General features: G+C 49.7%; 8 protein-coding genes. 4 read left to right on the top strand and 4 right to left on the bottom strand.

Annotated elements, in window-relative coordinates; all coding sequences use genetic code 11:
* Window positions 1-80 precede the first annotated feature (80 nt).
* The 4 genes from DN748_RS12820 (at window position 81) to DN748_RS12835 (ending at window position 10,306) form a co-directional block, all read left to right on the top strand.
* Entirely contained in the window at window positions 81-3,110 is a 3,030-nt protein-coding gene (locus DN748_RS12820; protein WP_161554561.1) for a SusC/RagA family TonB-linked outer membrane protein, read from the top strand.
* Between the two features lie 13 nt (window positions 3,111-3,123).
* Window positions 3,124-4,728, top strand: a complete 1,605-nt coding sequence (locus DN748_RS12825) for a RagB/SusD family nutrient uptake outer membrane protein (RefSeq protein ID WP_112372230.1) — start codon at window positions 3,124-3,126, stop codon at window positions 4,726-4,728.
* 497 nt (window positions 4,729-5,225) lie between these two features.
* Window positions 5,226-8,525, top strand: a complete 3,300-nt coding sequence (locus tag DN748_RS12830) for a SusC/RagA family TonB-linked outer membrane protein (RefSeq protein ID WP_112372231.1) — start codon at window positions 5,226-5,228, stop codon at window positions 8,523-8,525.
* Window positions 8,526-8,575: 50 nt separating this feature from the next.
* Window positions 8,576-10,306, top strand: a complete 1,731-nt coding sequence (locus DN748_RS12835) for a RagB/SusD family nutrient uptake outer membrane protein (protein ID WP_112372232.1) — start codon at window positions 8,576-8,578, stop codon at window positions 10,304-10,306.
* A 31-nt stretch (window positions 10,307-10,337) separates the two neighbouring features.
* Here the strand turns inward: DN748_RS12835 and DN748_RS12840 are convergent, their stop codons facing one another.
* The 4 genes from DN748_RS12840 to DN748_RS12855 form a co-directional block, all read right to left on the bottom strand.
* Window positions 10,338-13,100 (bottom strand): PD-(D/E)XK nuclease family protein, encoded by a 2,763-nt coding sequence (locus tag DN748_RS12840; RefSeq protein ID WP_112372233.1) that lies wholly within the window; start codon window positions 13,098-13,100, stop codon window positions 10,338-10,340.
* A gap of 103 nt (window positions 13,101-13,203) precedes the next feature.
* The gene (locus DN748_RS12845; protein WP_112372234.1) at window positions 13,204-14,547 is read right to left on the bottom strand and encodes an OmpA family protein; all 1,344 of its coding nucleotides are present in this window, start codon (window positions 14,545-14,547) and stop codon (window positions 13,204-13,206) included.
* A 122-nt stretch (window positions 14,548-14,669) separates the two neighbouring features.
* On the bottom strand, window positions 14,670-15,863 hold the full coding sequence (gene kbl, locus DN748_RS12850; RefSeq protein ID WP_112372235.1) for a glycine C-acetyltransferase: 1,194 nt from the start codon (window positions 15,861-15,863) through the stop codon (window positions 14,670-14,672).
* 92 nt (window positions 15,864-15,955) lie between these two features.
* Window positions 15,956-19,105, bottom strand: coding sequence for a UvrD-helicase domain-containing protein (locus DN748_RS12855; protein ID WP_112372236.1), 3,150 nt, complete (start codon window positions 19,103-19,105; stop codon window positions 15,956-15,958).
* Window positions 19,106-19,198: the final 93 nt, after the last annotated feature.

Genomic DNA, 19,198 nt, shown 5'->3' on the forward strand with positions numbered 1-19,198 from the left:
TGCCGGACAGACAACTTCGGGAATAAGGTGTGGTATGTCTGAAAATTTCCGGGAGGTGTAAGAACTAAACTCAAATGACTATGCTGAAAAAACAATTACTACTGATGTGGGCATGCGGGCTGTGTGGCCTGAATGTTCTCCTGGCACAGGAAAAAACGGTGACAGGTATAGTTACGGACGGGGCCGACAAGGCCCCTCTCCCGGGGGCCAATGTGGTGGTAAAGGGGAGTACCACCGGAACTGCTACCGATTTTGACGGAAATTATACCCTGAATGTACCCGAAGGTGCAGTGCTCGTGTTTTCCGCCCTGGGGTACAAAACCCAGGAAATTGCTGTCGAGGGAAGGGAACAGGTAGACGTTTCGCTGAATTCCGATACCGAACAGCTGGAAGGAGTTGTGGTAACAGCTCTCGGGATAAGGCGGGAGAAAAAGGCACTTACCTATGCTTCACAGGAGGTGGGCTCGGAAGAACTGACCCGGATCAAGGAAGTAAATCCGTTGAACAGTATGGCCGGGAAGGCTGCCGGGGTGGTGATCAACAGGAGTTCTGCAGGTGCCGGAGGATCGGTAAAGGTGGTGCTGCGGGGAAATTCGTCCACACGTAGTAACCAGCCCCTGTACGTCATCGACGGGGTCCCCATGCTGAATACCCCCGATGAAGGTCGCGGGGCAGAGGGCGTTTTCGGGGGGACGGGGGATACCGGCGACGCACTGTCCATGCTGAATCCTGATGATATAGAAAATATTTCCGTACTCCGGGGAGCTTCTGCAGCGGCATTATACGGTAGCCAGGGAGCCAACGGGGTAATACTTATCACTACGAAATCCGGAAAGGACGGGAGAACAACAGTTACGGTATCCTCCAATACGACTTTTGACAAGGCTGTGAACCTTCCCAGGACACAGTATTCCTATACAGCTATGGACGAAGAGGGAAATGCAGGCTCCCAGTCCTGGGGCGTAAAAGGGAATTCCCCTGATCATATGAAAGGTTTTTTCAATACCGGGGTCACCTCCATCAATTCGGTGTCCATGTCGGCAGGTACCGAAAAGGCCCAGACCTATTTCTCTTATTCCTATACCGATGTAAAGGGGATAGTCCCTACCAACGAATTGCAGAAACATACCTTTAATTTCAGGGAAACCGCCGAGTTTTTCGAGGGAAAGCTGAAGGCTGATGCCAATATCACACTTTCCGACCAGGGAGTGGCCAACCGCCCGGTAGCGGGTTTTTACTACAATCCCATAAATGGAGCCTATCTTTTTCCGAGGGGGCTGAATTATAACAGCTATAAGGAGAATTATGCGGTCTTTGACGAGAGCAGGAACCTGTATACGCAAAACTGGCCACAGCTGGAAAATGAACAGCAAAACCCGTACTGGATACTGAACCGGAACAGGTCTGAAGAAGATAACCAGAGGCTGGTTGCCGCGATAAAGCTGGACTACCGGGCCACCGACTGGCTTACTGTTAAATCCCGGATGAGCTATGACCGGCTGTTCAACACCTTCGAACGCAAGATATACGCAGGAACCCTCGGGGTACTGGGCGGAGAATTCGGAGCCTATAATTACAGCGAAAACACCAATACCCAGCTGTATGCCGATATTATTGCCGTAGCCAATGCCACTGCGGGAGATTTTGACGTCAGCGCTACCGTGGGGTCCAGCGTTACGCGCTATACTTTCGGGCAGGGGGTGTCTTTTGCCGGGACCCTGAAATACGCAAACCTTTTCAATGTGGATAATTACCTGAACCCTGCCGGGACATTCCATAGGAAAACTGATGCGAGAAAAGAAATACAGTCGGTCTTCTCCAGTGTAAACGTCGGCTTTAAAGGCATGGTATACCTCGATGTTACCGCGCGTAATGACTGGTCTTCCACCCTGGTAAATTCAGGGGGTAATATATCCTATTTTTATCCGTCGGTCGGACTTACGGGAGTGTTGAGCGAGATGTTTACCATGCCGGATTTTGTCAGTTTCCTGAAGCTGAGAGGGTCGTATTCCGAAGTGGGGAATGACATTCCCGCCTTTGTGACCACACCGGTACAGACCATTACGGCAGGGGTATCCTCCTTTCCGGAAAAGGGATTACTCGACGGAGAACCGTTAAAACCGGAACGGCAGAAATCGCATGAATTCGGACTGGAAGCCCGGTTTTTTAACAGCAGGCTCAACCTCGATGTCACCTACTATAAATCGAATACCGTAAACCAGTATTTTGAGATAGAGGCACCGTCTACCAACCCCAACGGCTTTACCTATTTCGCCGTCAATGCAGGGGATATCCAGAACAAGGGATACGAGATATCCCTCGGGGGAAAGCCTGTGGAAGGAGAGGAGTTCGGCTGGGATACGCAATTCAACTTTGCCTCTAATGAGAATACGGTAAAGAACATACATCCCAAATTAAACGGAAGGGCTAATATATCCACATCCGACACCTATCGCTATGCTATTGTAGAGGGAAGGCCTTACGGGGTCATAGAGAGCAAGACCTTTGTGGAAGATGAGCAGGGAAGGATAATACTCAACCCTGACGGAACACCGAAAATAAGTGATGATTACAGCGAGGTGGGAAATGCCAATCCGGACTGGACGCTGGGGTGGAACAACCAGTTCCGGTTTAAGAACCTTACTCTTAATTTCCTGGTAGATGCCCGCGTAGGAGGTGAGGTCATGAGCCTTACGGAAGCCTACCTGGACCAGTACGGGGTGTCGCAGCGCAGTGCCCGGGCCAGGGATAATGGCGGGGTACGGGTCGATGCGGTTATGGAAGATGGTACCCCGGTGTCGCAGATCGATGCCAGAACCTATTACAATACCATAGGCGGAAGAAACGGGGTAGGGGCCAATTATGTGTATGATGCTACCAATGTGCTGATGCGTGAGATAGGGCTGGGATATACCTTTGATATGCCCGAAGACCATTTTATCAGGTCGCTTAAGATTTCCGCCATAGCGAGGAACCTTTTCTTTTTCTATAAGGAGGCTCCTTTCGATCCCAATATCACCCTGAATACGGGCAATAAATTCCAGGGTATAGAATTGTTTTCGGTGCCCAATACCAGGAGTATAGGGGTCAACTTCAACATAATATTCTAAAAAGAGACAAGCGATGAAAAAAATGATATATAAGGCAGGTGTCGCAATAGTATTACTGGTAGCAGGATGTACCGGTAATTTTGATGAACTCAACAAAGATCCCGACGGTTTTACCAATGACGAATTCGAACAGGATAATAATCTTATGGGAACCTTGTGCGGGGCGATGCTGCAGTGGGGCATCCCGGCCCAGGAGAATTCGTACCAGGTAGGTACCAACCTCAGCGCTGATATCTATTCGGGATATATGATGACCGGTACACCGTTTGAGGGTAACCAGAATAATGCCAGTTATGCCCTGGTCCCCGGATGGAACGAGGAAACCTGGAACAAGGGATACCGGGAGGTGATGTCGAGGGTCCTTAAAGTGGAGCAGTTCGGGGCAAAAGAAAATTTTCCGGACTTCTATGCCTGGTCCCTTATCCTGAAAGTGGCTGCGATGCACAGGGTAGCCGATTATTATGGCCCCATGGTGTATTCGCAGTACGGACAAGGAGAGTCCGACAATATCATCCCCTATGACAGCCAGGAAGATGTTTACGATGCGTTTTTCAAAGATCTCGACGAAGCTGTGGAGATACTGACTGCCGCTGTGGGTGGTGGCGGGGATACCGGGAAATTTGAGCGGTTTGATATTTCCACTTATAAAAAGAGGGGATTTGAATCGTGGATAAAATTTGCCAACTCGCTACGCCTGCGCCTGGCCATGCGTATTGTCAAGGTAGACGGACAGCGGGCCAGGGAAGAGGCTGAAAAAGCGATACACCAGGATTACGGGGTTATTGAGGATAACCGGGACAACCTGATCATGGTTTCCGAAGGAGGGTTCAGGGCTCATCCGCTGCAGATCATTTCTACGGAATGGCTGGACACCCGTATGGGAGCTCCCATGGAATCTTATCTGACCGGGTATGATGACCCGAGAATAGAGGTGTATTTCAGGACCTCGGAAGAATATCCCGGAGAATATAAGGGAATACGAAACGGGATCGAGATCACGGCCAAGGATGTGTACCAGGGTTTTTCTGCCATAGGCACACTCATAGATAAACCTGAAATACAGTGGATGAACGCGGCCGAAGTGTATTTTCTCCGGGCAGAAGGAGCGCTGAGGGGCTGGAACATGGAAGGGGAGGTACAGGATTTTTACGAAAGGGGGATCAGGAGCTCTTTTGAGCAGTACGGCCTTGCGGGAAGTGATGAGTATATCGCGGATACAACCAGCAAACCGGTCCCTTATAACGACCCGAAGAACAGTGAGAACGATGTGCCGGAAGGTGCCCCATACCTGAGCAATATGACTATTGCCTGGGATAACGGGGCTTCGGACGAACAGAAACTGGAGAAGATCATGACCCAGAAATGGCTGGCGGTATATCCTAACGGAGCGGAAGCCTGGGCGGAGTTCCGCAGGACAGGCTACCCGAAACTTTTCCCGGTGGTCATAAACAATAGCGGGGGAACCATATCGACATCAGAATTTATCAGGAGATTGCCGTTCCCCCAGAGCGAACGGCAGAACAACACGGCCGAATATGAAAAAGGAGTACAATTGCTGGGGGGTACAGATAACGGCGGTACCCGTATATGGTGGGACGTGAGAGGGGGGAACTTCTGAGACGAGACCTGGCTTTATAACCGTATCCTGAGCTCCGTATTACTTATGTTTTAGGTGCTGTATACCTATTGTATACAGGTATTTTAACTTCGTTATATTGTAAGAATATAACGAAGTTTTTTTTGTGCTTAACGCTACTTGTTAGTACTATTTTAACTTTTTAACAATGTGATGATTATTGCTTTGTATAAATATATGTTATAAAAATAGCTATAAATTTATTTATTTTTTATAATTTAGGCTTCAAAATAATAATAAGGAAGTTTTGTGTTAATATCAAATTATATGTTATTAACAAAAAATTAGTAGTCTTTTAGCGATGGGATGAGGTTTTGTATGCTGATGACATAAATATGGCTGCATTTTGACTAATTACTTTTTTTGAAAGAAAAAATATGATTATACGGTCGTTAATTATTTCGACATTTAAAATTTTTTCTTAATACCAACCGGAGATAAAAATTGCCTTGAATGAATACAACTAACAAACTTTATTTATGGAAAAAAGAATTTTTACGAGAATTCGTACGGAGTTGCAGCACGTGTCGGGCGTGCTGCTTTTTTGTGGAATACTGCTTACCTGTAGCCATGCCCTGGCTTCTGCCGGAGACCGGTATTCGGGAGAGGCTTTATTTTTGAGCATTACCGGTAAGGTAACCGCCGAAGACGGTATGCCGCTGGCCGGGGCCAGTATCATGGAAAAAGGGACCTCTAACGGGGTGGTCACCGATTTTGACGGGAACTACGAGATAGAGGTGCACAGTGACAAAGCCGTACTGGTGGTCTCTTATGTTGGGTTTAAAACCCTGGAGGTGCCGGTAGACGGAAAGGCAATGGTCAATGTTACACTTCAGGAAGACCTGGCCAAACTGGAAGAGGTAGTGGTTGTGGGTTACGGTACACAACGCAAAAAGGACCTTACCGGGGCAGTGGCCGTAGTAGATGTAAACGAACTGAAACAACAGCCCGCTGCCAGTCCCGTTGAAGGTCTGCAGGGAAAGGCCACCGGGGTACAGATCATTAACAGCGGGGCGCCCGGGGCAACCCCACAAATCCGTATCCGGGGGTTCAGTACCATTAATAATAACGACCCGTTATATGTCATAGATGGAATGCCCTATGAAGGGAAACTGAGCTGGCTGAGCGCTAATGATATCGAGAGTATGCAGGTGCTGAAAGATGCTTCTGCAGCATCCATTTACGGTGCCCGCGCCAATAATGGGGTGGTGATCGTAACCACCCGAAAGGGGGTAAAGGGAAAGCCCCGTATCACCTTTGATACCTACTATGGTGTGCAGACCCCCAACCGCAGCCGTTTTCCCGAGTTCCTCAACCCACAGCAGTACGGGGAGTATGTGTACCGGCAATATATTAATAAACCGGGAGCAACACCCGGTACTGATGCTACCACCGGGGCGAATTACGGTTCCGACCCGACCCGTCCCACCTTGCCGGAATACCTGTTGGCCGGGACAGCGGAAGGACATAATATTACGGCGGCAGATGCCGATCCTTCCAGGTACCGTTATGTGATGGACCCTGAACAGTACTATACCATTGTCAAAGCCAACCAGAAAGGAACCGACTGGTTCGACGTCATCACACGCGATGCGCCCATTCGCAACCACCAGCTGAGCATACTCGGTGGTGGGGATAATGCTACTTACGCTTTCAGTGCCAGTGCCTTTAAACAGGAGGGGACTTTCCGCCATACCGGGTTTGAGCGGTATACCGTTCGCAGCAACAGCCAGTTTACGTTTCTCGACGACCGGCTGACGATCGGGGAGAATATACAGTATTCCGCCACCAAAGGCGTCGGTTTCGGGGTCAATGAAAATACATCGGGCTCTTACCAGGCGGAGGATTCGCCTATAGGCTGGGCCTATCGCATACAAACCATCATCCCGGTATACGATATCAACGGTAATTTTGCAGGAACCAAGGGCGATAAAATGGGCAATGCCGATAACCCGCTTGCCGTATTGTACCGTGCCAAAGACAATATTAATAAAAGCAATCAGTTTTTCGGGAGCGCCTATGCAGACCTTGAGCTGCTCAAAGGGCTCAATTTCAGGACGACCTTCGGTATTCGCTATGAAAACTTTGACGGTAAATCTATCGGGTATCCCAACCCGGAACGCTCCGAGGGGAGTTATACCAATAATACCCTGGAGGAATACCAGGGATACAATAAGGAATGGACGTGGTCTAATACCGCGACATATAAGGCCACGTTTAACGATATTCATGACCTTACCGTGCTGGCGGGGACCGAAGCTGTGGAGTCCAATTACCGCCAGTTGACCGGTACGGGAAATGATTTCTTTATATCCGGTGATCTCGATTATTATTACCTCGGTACGGCGGCCAATACTTCTGCCAACAGTGAAGGGGCCAACAGCTCCCTGTTCTCTGTTTTCGGACGGGTCGATTATTCCTTTGATGACCGGTACCTGTTTTCAGCTACCGTACGGCGCGACGGTTCTTCCAATTTCGGGCCCGATAACCGTTACGGGACTTTTCCCGCGGGTAGTTTTGCCTGGCGGTTGTCTAACGAGAGATTTATGGAACCGCTTTCCTGGGTAGACGACCTGAAGTTCAGAGCAGGCTATGGGGTTACCGGTAACCAGAGAATCCCTACCTTCCAGTACCTGCGGCAGTATGCTTCCGGTATTAACCAGTCCTTTTATCCCATAGGCGGAGGGAATGATCTCAGCAGTGGGATATGGACCAGTAATTACGACAACCCGGATGCAAAATGGGAGGAGCTTAAATCGGTAAACCTGGGGCTCGATTTTACCCTGCTCAACAATAGTCTGGACGGGTCGGTCGAATGGTTCGACCGGCGTACAGACGGTGTGCTTTACCCTGTGCCACAACCGTCCGCAGCCGTAGGTACCGGGGCCTCTCCCTTTATCAACTCAGGTAAGATCAAGAATGCCGGTGTGGAGATAGAGCTCAATTATCACTTTAATCCCTACGCAGCCGAAGGTGATTTCCGGTTTGATGTGGGGGCGTTCTTTTCGAAATACAGCAATGATGTCATGGAACTGGCACCGACCGTTTCCGAACAGCCTTATCTGACACTACGCGGAGTGACTACTTCGGTATTAAAAGCCGGGGCACCTTTTGGTTCATTTTATGGGTATCAGGTAGACGGTATCTTTCAGAGCGAAGAAGATATTGCCGGCAATCCTTCTTATGACGGCGCCCGGGTGGGAGGATTTAAATTTGCTGATGTGAATCATGATGGAGTGATTGACGGGGACGATCGTACGGTAATAGGTAATCCTCATCCGGATTTTATCTATTCCCTCAGCCTGAATGCGGAGTATAAGCGTTTTGATATCAGTATGTTCTTCAACGGTTCCCAGGGTAATGACATTTTTGACCTGACCCGTCAGTATACCGATCTTTTCGCTTTTCCCGGTGCGGTGAGTACCCGTACCTTAAATGCCTGGAGCCCGGAAAACCCCAATAGCAGGATGCCTTCGGCTTATGCCGATGCGCCTTCTTTTGAGCGGCAGTCTTCCAGCTACTATGTTCAGGATGGTAGCTTTTTCAGAATGAAGAACCTGCAGATAGGGTATACTGTCCCCGTGGAGGATATTTTCCAGGGGTATGTGTCCAATCTGAGGATCTATGCCAGTGCAACCAACCTGTTTCTCATTACCGGTTACAGCGGGATGGACCCGGAGGTAAGCCAGTACTCTTCTACATTTTCAGCTCCCGGGGTAGATATGGGAGTTTACCCGGTGCCACGCCAGTATTTGCTGGGATTCAGTGTTACGTTTTAAGAAAGAGATAAAGACTGATAGTGTTTTTAACCAATACAAATTTTTCAACAATGACTATACGATACAGATATATAAAGGTGCTGGCGATGGCGTTGCTGCTGGGAATGGCCAGCTGTGGTTCGGATTTCCTGGAGCAGAAACCGCAGGGAAAACTGACAGATGACCAGCTCAACAACACCAAAGGCGTGGAATGGCTGCTTACCGGAGCCTATGCCTTGATGAATGGTAACCGCGACGGTACTTGGGGTAATTACGCGGCTGCTCCGAGCCAGTGGGTATTCGGTGACCTGGCCGGGGGGGATGCCCATAAGGGAAGCGAGGCCGGAGACCAGGCTACTTTATTTGATATTGAACGGCATACGGCCATCCCGGTGAATGAACACCTGTCTGCGATGTGGAACAATTACTACGAAGGTATTAACCGTTGTAATACCACACTGAGGCAGCTGAAGCTGTTACAGGAAGGGGAGGGAGAGACGTTCACCGAAGAGCGGGCTACCGAAATAGAAGCGGAAGCAAAGATGCTGCGGGGACATTATTATTTTTTCCTCTGGAGGGTGTTTAAGAATATTCCCTATATTGATGAAACCGTTTCTACTGCAGATGCCGCACAAACGCCTAATGATGTAGATGTGTTGCCGTTTATCGAGGCGGATTTCCGGTTTGCCGCCGACCACCTCACAAACACCCCGCCGAACGGGGATGAAGGCCGGGTAGACGGTATTGCGGCCAAGGCCTATTTGGGTAAGCTGTACTTATATCAAAAGAAATACGAAGAGGCCCTGGTCCTGTTTAAGGATGTTATCGCAGATAGGCCGGAGCTGGAAACCTTACCGTTCCTGGATAACTTCAACATCAATACCGAAAACGGACCGGAGGCAATTTTTTCGGCCCAGCACGCCATCAGCCCGGATGGTAGCGGGGACAATGGCAATGTGGGTGACATGCTGTCGGGGTTATACGGTTCGGCGCCGGTAAACTGCTGTGGTTTTTTTAACCCCTCTTTTGACCTTGTCAATGCGTTTCGGGTAACGGAAGAAGGGCTCCCCATGCTTGACGGGGCTTTCCGCAATGATCCTTATGTGTCGGATTTCGGGTTAACCGGTGATGCCCAGAAAAATTATGAGGTAGATCAATCCCTTGCCATAGACCCGCGGCTCGACTATACCGTAGGGCGCAGGGGCGTACCCTATCACGACTGGGGCATCATGCCAGGCAACGACTGGATGAGGGACCCTGCCTATCACGGGCCTTTTGTGTCGTATAAACGCCTGCTGGACCAGGCAGATTTTGCCGGAAATACCCAGTCGGGAGGAGTGTACTACGTGACTGGGCTGGATGTTATCATTATCCGGCTGGCCGATGTGTACCTGATGGCAGCGGAATGTGCGACGGAAACAGGCGATTTGCCGTATGCCCGTACCCTGGTCAATAACGTGCGGAAACGTGCGGATAACCTGCCGCGCAAACAGATCAATGGCAGTGATGCGGCTGCTTATAGCGTACAGCCCTATCCGGAGTCGGCATTCGGTTCAAAAGAGGATGCCCTGAAAGCTATCCGGTTTGAGCGCAGACTGGAACTGGCACTGGAGGGACATCGTTTCTTCGACCTGGTACGATGGGGTATTGCCAGGGAAGAACTGGAAAGCTACTCGGCATTTGAAGGCAGCCTTATCGGGATATACGGCGGACTCTCTTTTTCTGAAAACGACACTGTTTTCCCGATCCCGCAGGACCAGATCGACCGCAGCGGAGGGGCACTGAAACAAAATCCGAATTAACGGGGTTGGGTTATTCAGGCAAACTTATTAACTACCTATCCGAAAACGGGATATCCGGGTTGCATATTTCGGAGATGATATGGTACAGTTGTGTGGTAAAATGCTCAAAGGTCTCTTCGGAGATGATATGGTTTTTATCAGACCGGGAGGCTCCTTTTTTGGCGAACCTTAAAAATCCTTTCTGAAGGTTTTTAAAGGAAATGATGGCAGCTTCTACCGGTAGCGGGTATGAAGGGTCACGTGTAAGCATATAGGCGTAGCACAGCAGCTGGAAAGCCTTGCCGTATTTTTCGCCGGAGGATAATACTTCCCATTCGGGCAGTTCCAGTTCCGGGGGGTCTACCCGGCCGGTCTTGTAGTCGATAAAGCGGAGGGTCCCGTTGATCTCCTCTACCCGGTCTACCTTGCCCCTGAGATAAACGGGAAAAGCCACACCGGGAACACGGACCGGGATACGCAGGTCGGTCTCCACCGCAATGATCCTGATGGTATCCCCGTTTTCAAGCCGTTTCTGTTCGAGTTTGAGGAAGTTTTTCAAGTACCTTTTGGCTACTTCGTAGCTGAGCAGGTTTTTCCCCCGGCTAAAGTCCCCGCCCTGATATACGGCGGCAAAGTTTTTACGGATGAGGGATTCTGCCTCTTGCTGCATGGCGGCTATATGCTTTTTTTTAAGCACGGTGCCTTCAAGGGGCTTGTACAGGTCTTCGAGCGTGTCGTGAACGATGGTTCCCAGGGTGTTGGCGGCAATGGTTTCTTCCACATCGTACTCGTTGCGTATGCCCAGTACGGACTGTTGATAGAACTCCATGGGGTTCCGGATGTAATTCGTAAGGGAAGTGGGAGAGAACCCTCTTTCGGCATGTTGGCGTATGGCCTCCATCAGGGAGGGTGTTTTGGGAACGGTGGACACTCCGGAGGGAGGGGGCGCAGCCTGTGCCAGGGCTATTTTTTCGGTTGTGATATGGAGGGGTTGCGAAAATGTGGTAAGCTGTTGCAGAAACCGGCTTTTTTCGGCCCCGTCAAAAGAACCGGCATCGGTGTTGTAAAGGAGGTAGATCTTCCGGGCCCGCTGTAGCAGCCTGTAAAAATGATAGGCATATATGGCGTCTTTTTCCTTGTATGTAGGCAGCCCGTAGGCCACCTTAAGGTCGAACGGAATAAAGGAATTGCCCGATTTTCCGGAAGGCAGGTTGCCTTCGTTGGCAGAAGTGAGGATCACGGTATCGAAGTCGAGGTTCCGGCTTTCCAGTACTCCCATGACCTGAAGCCCTTCCAGGGGCTCTCCCTGGAAATCCACGGTTTGCTGTAAAAGTAATTCCGTATACACCTGGGTAAGTGCGGAAAGGGATAATACCTGGTAGGTCTTATTGAAAAAAAGCAGCTGGTTGAAAATTTCGTGAAAGTGGAACAGGTATTCGAGAAAAAGCGGGTTGTTTTGCGGGCTGTATGCTTCCCTGAACTGTTCTGTCAGCGAAATACACTTTTGTATGACCTCGTCCGAAGTATGGTGCCCGGGGGAGAAAAAAAGTAATGCCCTGAGCTCGGCGGGTAAAGCGCCCTCCTGCTCCCCGCCGGTAAAAATATGATCCAGGTGCTCCCGGGTAACAAAAACGATATTGTTGTCCTGTATGTATTTGAGGAATTCCGAAACGGTATCGCGGCCGTTCCTGTTCAGCAGGGTTCCGGACACCGGGTGCGAAATAAGATGGATCACATGCTGGTAATACCACGTCCCGGAGTTCTCGTTTTCCATAAGCCGGAAAAAGGCGCGGAACCAGGAAGCCAGGGGAGAATAGGCCAGGGGAAATCCCCCGGTGATATTGACTCCCGTAATGTGATCGGGGATGGCGTTGAGCACCGGGTTAAGCAGGGCTTCATCACCCAGAATGAGGGCTGTTCCCGAAAGGTCTCCCTGCTCCTGAAGTGATGAAAGTATATTTCCGGCATACATGGCCTGCCCGGTCTTTCCGGGAATCCCGATGATGTTGATGTTCTTTTTTTCCGAAAAATGGCTGCTGATCTTTTCAAAAGGATGTTCCTGGTAGTATCTCCAGTTTTTTTGGTATTGCCGCATAAAAAGCCCTGCGTCGTGCTCCGTGTCGTCTATAAAGACCTTGTCGGTGTCCCAGTATATCCGTGCCCCTTTTCGGAGAAATTCCTGTATGATGGTGGTCTCGGCATTATTCAGGGCATTAAACCCTACAAAGATAAAATGGCGGTCACTGCGACGTGTGGTATAAGCCTCCAGATGTCTTAGGGTCTGGCGGTAGATCAGTCCCTGGTAACCGTTCCCGGAACTGACCAGGGAATGGCTCAGTGCCCGGTAATAAGAACCCAGCGTGTCCCAGAAACGGATGTATTGTTGTTGCAGGGGTGTTTTTTCTTCGGAAAGGTACCAGTGATCCATTTCCTTTATGGCGGAAAGATGTGAAAAAATGGCTTCGGGAGGGATGAGGTAACGGTCTATCTCGTTGAAATCCTGCAACACCGTTTGTGCCCATCTCGAAAAACTGTTAAAATCTTCCTGCTGTTCCCCGGGGGTGAGGTCCCGGTAAATATTGTAAAATTCAAAGAGTAGCTGGATATTGGACATCAGCCGTATGCCGGAAATTTCCTGGACGAATTCTTCTATACTGTATATCTCGGGGGCAAAGGCGGTTTTTGTACTGCGTGATTGCAGTTCCTTTTTCAGAAAGATCCCCGCCCTTTTTCCCGGAAGGACAAAGGTGATATGGCTGGTATCCCGGTTTTCGGAAAGTACGGCATCGACGACTTCAGAGAGAAATGTTTTCACGGTTGCGGTTTATCGGTTAGAGCAGGCTTCCGGCCCTAAAAATAAAAAAAATCCCGCCCGGGTCATCCGGGCGGGATTATATTATTTTATCAAAAGGGGATACTTATTCCTTTACCAGGTTTATTTCCACCCTTCTGTTTTCTTTTCTACCTGCGGCAGTGGCATTGGTAGAGATCGGTTTGTCCTGTCCGTATCCTATGGAAGACAATCTCGAAGCATTGATGCCTTTCTCTGCAAGATATTTTCTTACGGATTCTGCTCTTTGCTCAGATAATTGCTGGTTGAATTTGGCACTTCCGGTACTGTCGGTGTGTCCTTCAACGGTGAATTTGGATTCGGGATACTCGTTGAGCACGCTTACGATCTGGTCGAGTACGTCTGCCGATTCGGGCTTGATCGTAGATTTTCCGGTATCGAACAGAATGGTTTTTGCAAAGTCGTTCAATTTTTTCTGAACTTCTTCTGTTACTTCGGGACAACCGTTGTTGGCTACGGTTCCGGCTACATCAGGACATTTGTCGTCCTTGTCAGGCACACCGTCTCCATCCCTGTCGGGGCATCCTTGCAGTGAAGCAGGACCGGCTTCGTTCGGGCAGGCATCATCCTTGTCGGCTATACCGTCGCCGTCGGCATCAGGGCATCCGTTAAGTTCTGCCAGACCGGCTACATCAGGACATGCATCATCTTTGTCCGGAACTCCGTCACCGTCAGAATCAGGACATCCGTTAAGCTCGGCAGGACCGGCTTCGTTCGGGCAGGCATCATCCTTGTCAGGAATACCGTCACCGTCGGAATCGGGACATCCGTTGAATTCGGGAAGACCGGCCACTTCGGGGCACTCGTCATCCTTGTCGTAGATACCGTCACCATCGGTATCGGTTCCGCCGAATTTAATGGCGATACCGGCCAGGTGCTGGAAGTGAGGTGCGAGATAGTCTTCGAAAGAGTGCTTGTAGGTAGACTGCAGGTTGAAACCGATGTTGTCGGTAAACCAGATGTTGAAACCGACACCTCCGTTAACTGTTCCGGCCCCGATCTCGTCTATCCAGGTATATCCTCCGCCTACTTCGATAAACGGATCAAACCATCCTTCTTCTGTAAAGTTGTACTTTAACGTACCGTCAACACCATAGTATGATAGATCGTCTACATCTGCATCTCCCCATTTATCTATTTTGTTCAGGGATCCCCGGACGCCCAGGGAGAACCTGTTCCCTACATACCGCGAAACCGCTATGGTAGAAACAGAAGGTAGGATGTTGTAGTGGTCGCTGACGTTAAAGTATTCGTCAAACCACTTTCCGAGTCCTGCCTGGTTGGTGGGGTAAACATCAACGGCGTTTACACCAAAACTCACCTGCCAGGGATTGTTGGAGTCTTGCGCCTGAACGTTACCAAATCCTATTAATAGGAGTACGGCAACTAATAATTTGCTAAGATGTTTCATGTTCAAGTGTTTAATTTTAAGTATTAATTAAGAGCAAAAATAAGCCGTGAGGCCCTATAAACAAAGATAAATATAGTAAATTTTTTGGTTTTATTAAGAAAATACCACACTAATACTACGCTTTATATTATATGGAGTTCCCTGCCGGTTTCCGTAAATGCCTGAATGGCACGGTCCAGGTGTTCCTTCTGGTGTGCTGCCGAAAGCTGTACTCTTATTCTCGCTTTCCCCTTGGGGACTACCGGGTAAAAGAACCCGATAACATAGATGCCTTTTTCCAGTAGCCTGTCGGCCATCACCTGTGAGAGTTTGGCATCGTAAAGCATTACGGGAACAATAGCGGAGTCGCCGTCTATGATGTCAAAACCGGCTTCCTTCATCCCTTGTTTAAAATAGCGGGTGTTTTCTTCCAGCTTGTCCCGCAGTTCGGTATTTTCCGAAAGCATGTCAAAGACCTTTATGGAAGCGCCTACAATGGCGGGAGCCAGCGAATTGGAGAACAGGTATGGCCTGGAGCGCTGCCGGAGTATCTCGATGATCTCTTTTTTTCCCGTTGTATAACCTCCCATGGCTCCCCCGAGGGCTTTTCCCAGTGTGCCGGTGATAATGTCTATTTTCCCCATTACCCCTTTTTCTTCCAGGGTCCCGCGCCCGGTTTCCCCGATAAAACCGGCGGCATGGCACTCATCTATCATGATCATGGCATCGTATTTTTCGGCCAGGGCAGCGATCCTGTCGAGCGGGGCTACAAGCCCGTCCATCGAAAACACACCATCGGTAACGATGACCTTAAACCGGGCCCCGTCCGCATTGGCCTGTTTCAGCTTCTCTTCCAGGTCGGCCGTATTGCTGTTTTCATAACGGTAACGACGGGCCTTACAAAGCCGTACCCCGTCGATGATGGAAGCGTGGTTGAGGGAATCGGATATAATGGCATCCTCTGCAGTGAGCAGGGGTTCGAAAACCCCGCCGTTGGCATCGAATGCTGCAGCGTATAAAATGGTATCTTCGGTGCCGTAGAAGTCAGCTATCTTTTTTTCCAGCTCCTTGTGAATGTCCTGGGTGCCGCAGATAAAACGGACAGAAGACATTCCGAACCCGTGGGTGTCGAGGGTGTCTTTGGCTGCCTGGATGACTTCGGGATGGGAAGACAGCCCGAGGTAGTTGTTGGCGCAGAAATTAATAACCTCTTCTCCCGTGGATATCCTGATCACGGCATCCTGTGGAGAGGTGATGATGCGCTCTTTTTTATACAGGCCGCTATCCTTGATGTCCTGTAGTTCTTTTTGCAGATGTTCCTTTATTTTTCCGTACATGACTTTTGGTTTGTGTTAGGACACAAAGGTAATAAAAACGGTATGTAGTGAAATAAACGTGATTTGGCGGCACGTATTGTATGGCAAGAGATCTAAACCCTGTATATTTTGACCGGGTCATTGATAAAAACAATAAATCCGGCGGTGATCCGGTAGCCCATCTCACCGACAACCTCCATGTATCGGGTTACCTGGCGTTCGTATTTGCTGTCCGGGCTGCCGGTCTTGTAGTCCAGGATTACGGCAGTATGGTCGTCGGGGTTGATCGCTATACGGTCCGGGCGGAGGAGTTCGCCCCCGGCTGTGAAAATATCCCTTTCGTTATGAATGATATAAGGCGAACGGAAATAAGCGGCGATATCCGGATGAGAAACAATGGCCTTTAGCTGGATTAAGATCCTGTCTTTGTCGGATGCAGGGATACTGCCTTCCGCAATGGTCTTTACAAGGGTGTTTTCAATATCGCCGGCATGGTTTACCTGTGAAAGCAGGGTGTGATAGATATTACCTCTTTCTATGGCATCATTACGCCCCGCGTCCCAGAGCGAACCGGAGCGGGTAATGATCCTGAACCTGGCCTGTGCGCTGATGTTGGAGAAATAGGGAATAATCCCGGTTTTGCCGGAGGCCCTGTAGCTCCTGTCCGTTGGCTGGTATGGCGTGTTTCCGGGGGTGAGCTGATAGGAGAATTTTCCGTCTTCCCACCATCCTTCGGAACGGAGATAGCTTATCAACAGCCCCGAAAAGCTTTTGAGATTTTCCCGTCCGCTTTTGTCCATATCCGTTTTTCCTATAATATGCAGCTGTTCCACAGCCCTGGTCAGTGCTACATAAAGCAGGTTAAAGCTGTCCAGTTCCAGCATGGCATCGTAACGGGCCACCATATCTGCTGCCCGGTCGCTGAAGGCGGCAAGTTCCCTGTTCCTGGCTACGAGTGCATAGGGTATTCCGTAGTGTTCACGGTCTATGGGAAACCATAGCAATGGTTCGCGGTCGTCGTAAATATTGGTGTCGGCAAAAGGGAAGAGTACTACGGGAAACTGCAGGCCCTTCGATTTGTGGATGGTCATGATCTGTACAGCCTCCGCTCCGTCAGGGGCATTGATGGCCAGCGAATCTTTTTGCTTTTCCCAGTATTCCAGGAATTCCGACGGACTGCTGTGATTCCGGTTTACCTGGTTCAGGACTTCGTCGAGAAAAGTCTGCAGGTAGGCATCCGACGGGTCGTTCAGGGCAAAACACGATATGGCATACTGGATGGCGTCATACAGCGGTCGCTGCCGGAATATTCCCGGAGAAAAACCGTGTTCTTTCCAGACCCGTCCCGGATTTTCAAGCCCCGAAGAGAAATAGGCATGTTTGTCCTGTGTTTTTTCCTTTTCTGCAAGGAATTCCAGCAGATGCAGTAACACGTCCCTGTTGTCGGGTTGTTGCAGGTAGTGGAGCAGGTATACGAGGAATTCCACTTTGGGGTGGTTTTTCAGTAACAGGGACTCCGAGGAGATCACCGGAATGCCGTTTTCCTGTAAAAGGGTAGCCAGCATGGCCCCCTGGCTGCGTTTCCTGGTAAGGACACAGATGGCGCTGAGCGGATATCCCGCCCCGGTAAGGCTGTTGATCTTTTGCAGGGTTTCCCGGCAGTATGCCTCGTTGAGGTCGTCACTGTTCTTGTCGATAAAGGTAATGCTTACCGTGCCTCCCTTTTTGGTATTCGGCTCCTGGTAACTCTTGTTCTCATACAGGTCACGGTATTCGTCCTGCGACAGGAACCGGGAAATGTATTTAAAAAAACTGTTGTTAAAACCGATGATCCGGTCATAACTCCTGTAGTTTACGGGTAGCGGTTGTACGGCCTGTGCCACCTGGAAAGGTGCGGTGTTGCTGTTGTACAGGTCTATAAACTGTTCGGCCTTCCCCCCCCGCCAGCGGTAGATGGCCTGTTTGGCGTCGCCTACCAGCATCAGGGAACCTCTTTTCCCCGTCAGGGTTTCTCCTTCGAGGGCACTGCCTATAAGCGGCAGGAGGTTGTTCCATTGCATTTCGGAGGTGTCCTGGAATTCGTCGATAAAATAGTGCCTGTATTTTTCGCCCAGCCGCTCATAGATATACGGTGCGGGCTGATGGGCTACGGCTTCGGCGAGAATGCTGTTGAATTCTGAAATGAGCATCAGGTTTTCCGAATTCTTGATGGCGGTCAGTTCCTGATTGATGGCACTCAACAGGGAAAGCGGGATAAGCTTCCCCCGGAAGTTTTCCAGGAAACGCTTCAGGAAAAAAAGCTGTGATACCGTCTGGAAAAGTGTTGCGATGTGCGGCTGCAGTTCATCGAGCAACTGTGCTCTGGCAGGGTCTTTCTTTTCCAGGGTTTTGGTGTACAACGGATCGGTACTGATGTTTTCCTGCCACTTTTTGCCTTGAAGGTCAGTTCCTTTCAGGGAGTTTCCGGCAGCTTTTTCGAAAAACCCGGGAACGAGGTTCCTGTTGAAATCAGTTGTTTCTATACCGTTTTCTTCCAGGAGGTCAAAAAATGCCTTGGCATTTTCCGACAATTGTTTTTCGGTCTGCCCGATCTGCTGTTTCAATACGGCCGACAGTTGCTTCAGGTCGGAAAGGCTTTTGCTTTCGATCTGCCTGATGTGCTCATAGTGGTTTTCCTGAAGGAGCAGCCTGGCTGTTTTTTTGAGGTCGAGGCTGATATCCCAGCTTTTATCGTCATCGGCTTTTTCGAGGGCATAACTGACCAGTACTTCGGTAAGAACGGGATCTTCACCGGCTTTATACACCAGCCGGTCTACGGCTTCGTTGAGCAGGCTTACGGTATCTAAGGCCACTTCGAAATTCACGGGCAGTTGCAGGTCGTGGGCAAAGGTGCGCAACAGCCGGTGATTGAACTTGTCGATGGTGGAAATATCAAAGAAGGCATAGTTGTGCAGTATGCGTTTCAATACTCTTCCGGCCCTCTGGTGCAGGGTTTCCGGGGCTGTTTTCAGGGATTCACACAATTGAAGGAACATATCGGAGGGTTCGGAAAGAATCTCTTCCGAGGCCATTTCCCGGAGGCTGTCTATCACTCTTTCCTTCATTTCGTTAACGGCCTTGTTGGTAAAGGTAATGGCCAGGATCTGCCTGTAGGTATCCGGGGTTTCGGAAGACAACAGAAGGGTGAGGTATTCCCGTACCAGGGTAAAGGTCTTTCCGGCCCCGGCCGAAGCGTTGTATATCTTAAAGGCTGTTGAGGTCAATGTGTTTCTGTTTTTATCTACTGATATCTACTGAGGTTTTCCGTGTTGAAATGTTATCCCCTATTTGCAAATACTATGGCAAAATAAGCAAAG

Origin of the sequence: Sinomicrobium soli (genome assembly GCF_003285545.1) — a bacterium.
Taxonomy (GTDB): Bacteria; Bacteroidota; Bacteroidia; order Flavobacteriales; family Flavobacteriaceae; genus Sinomicrobium.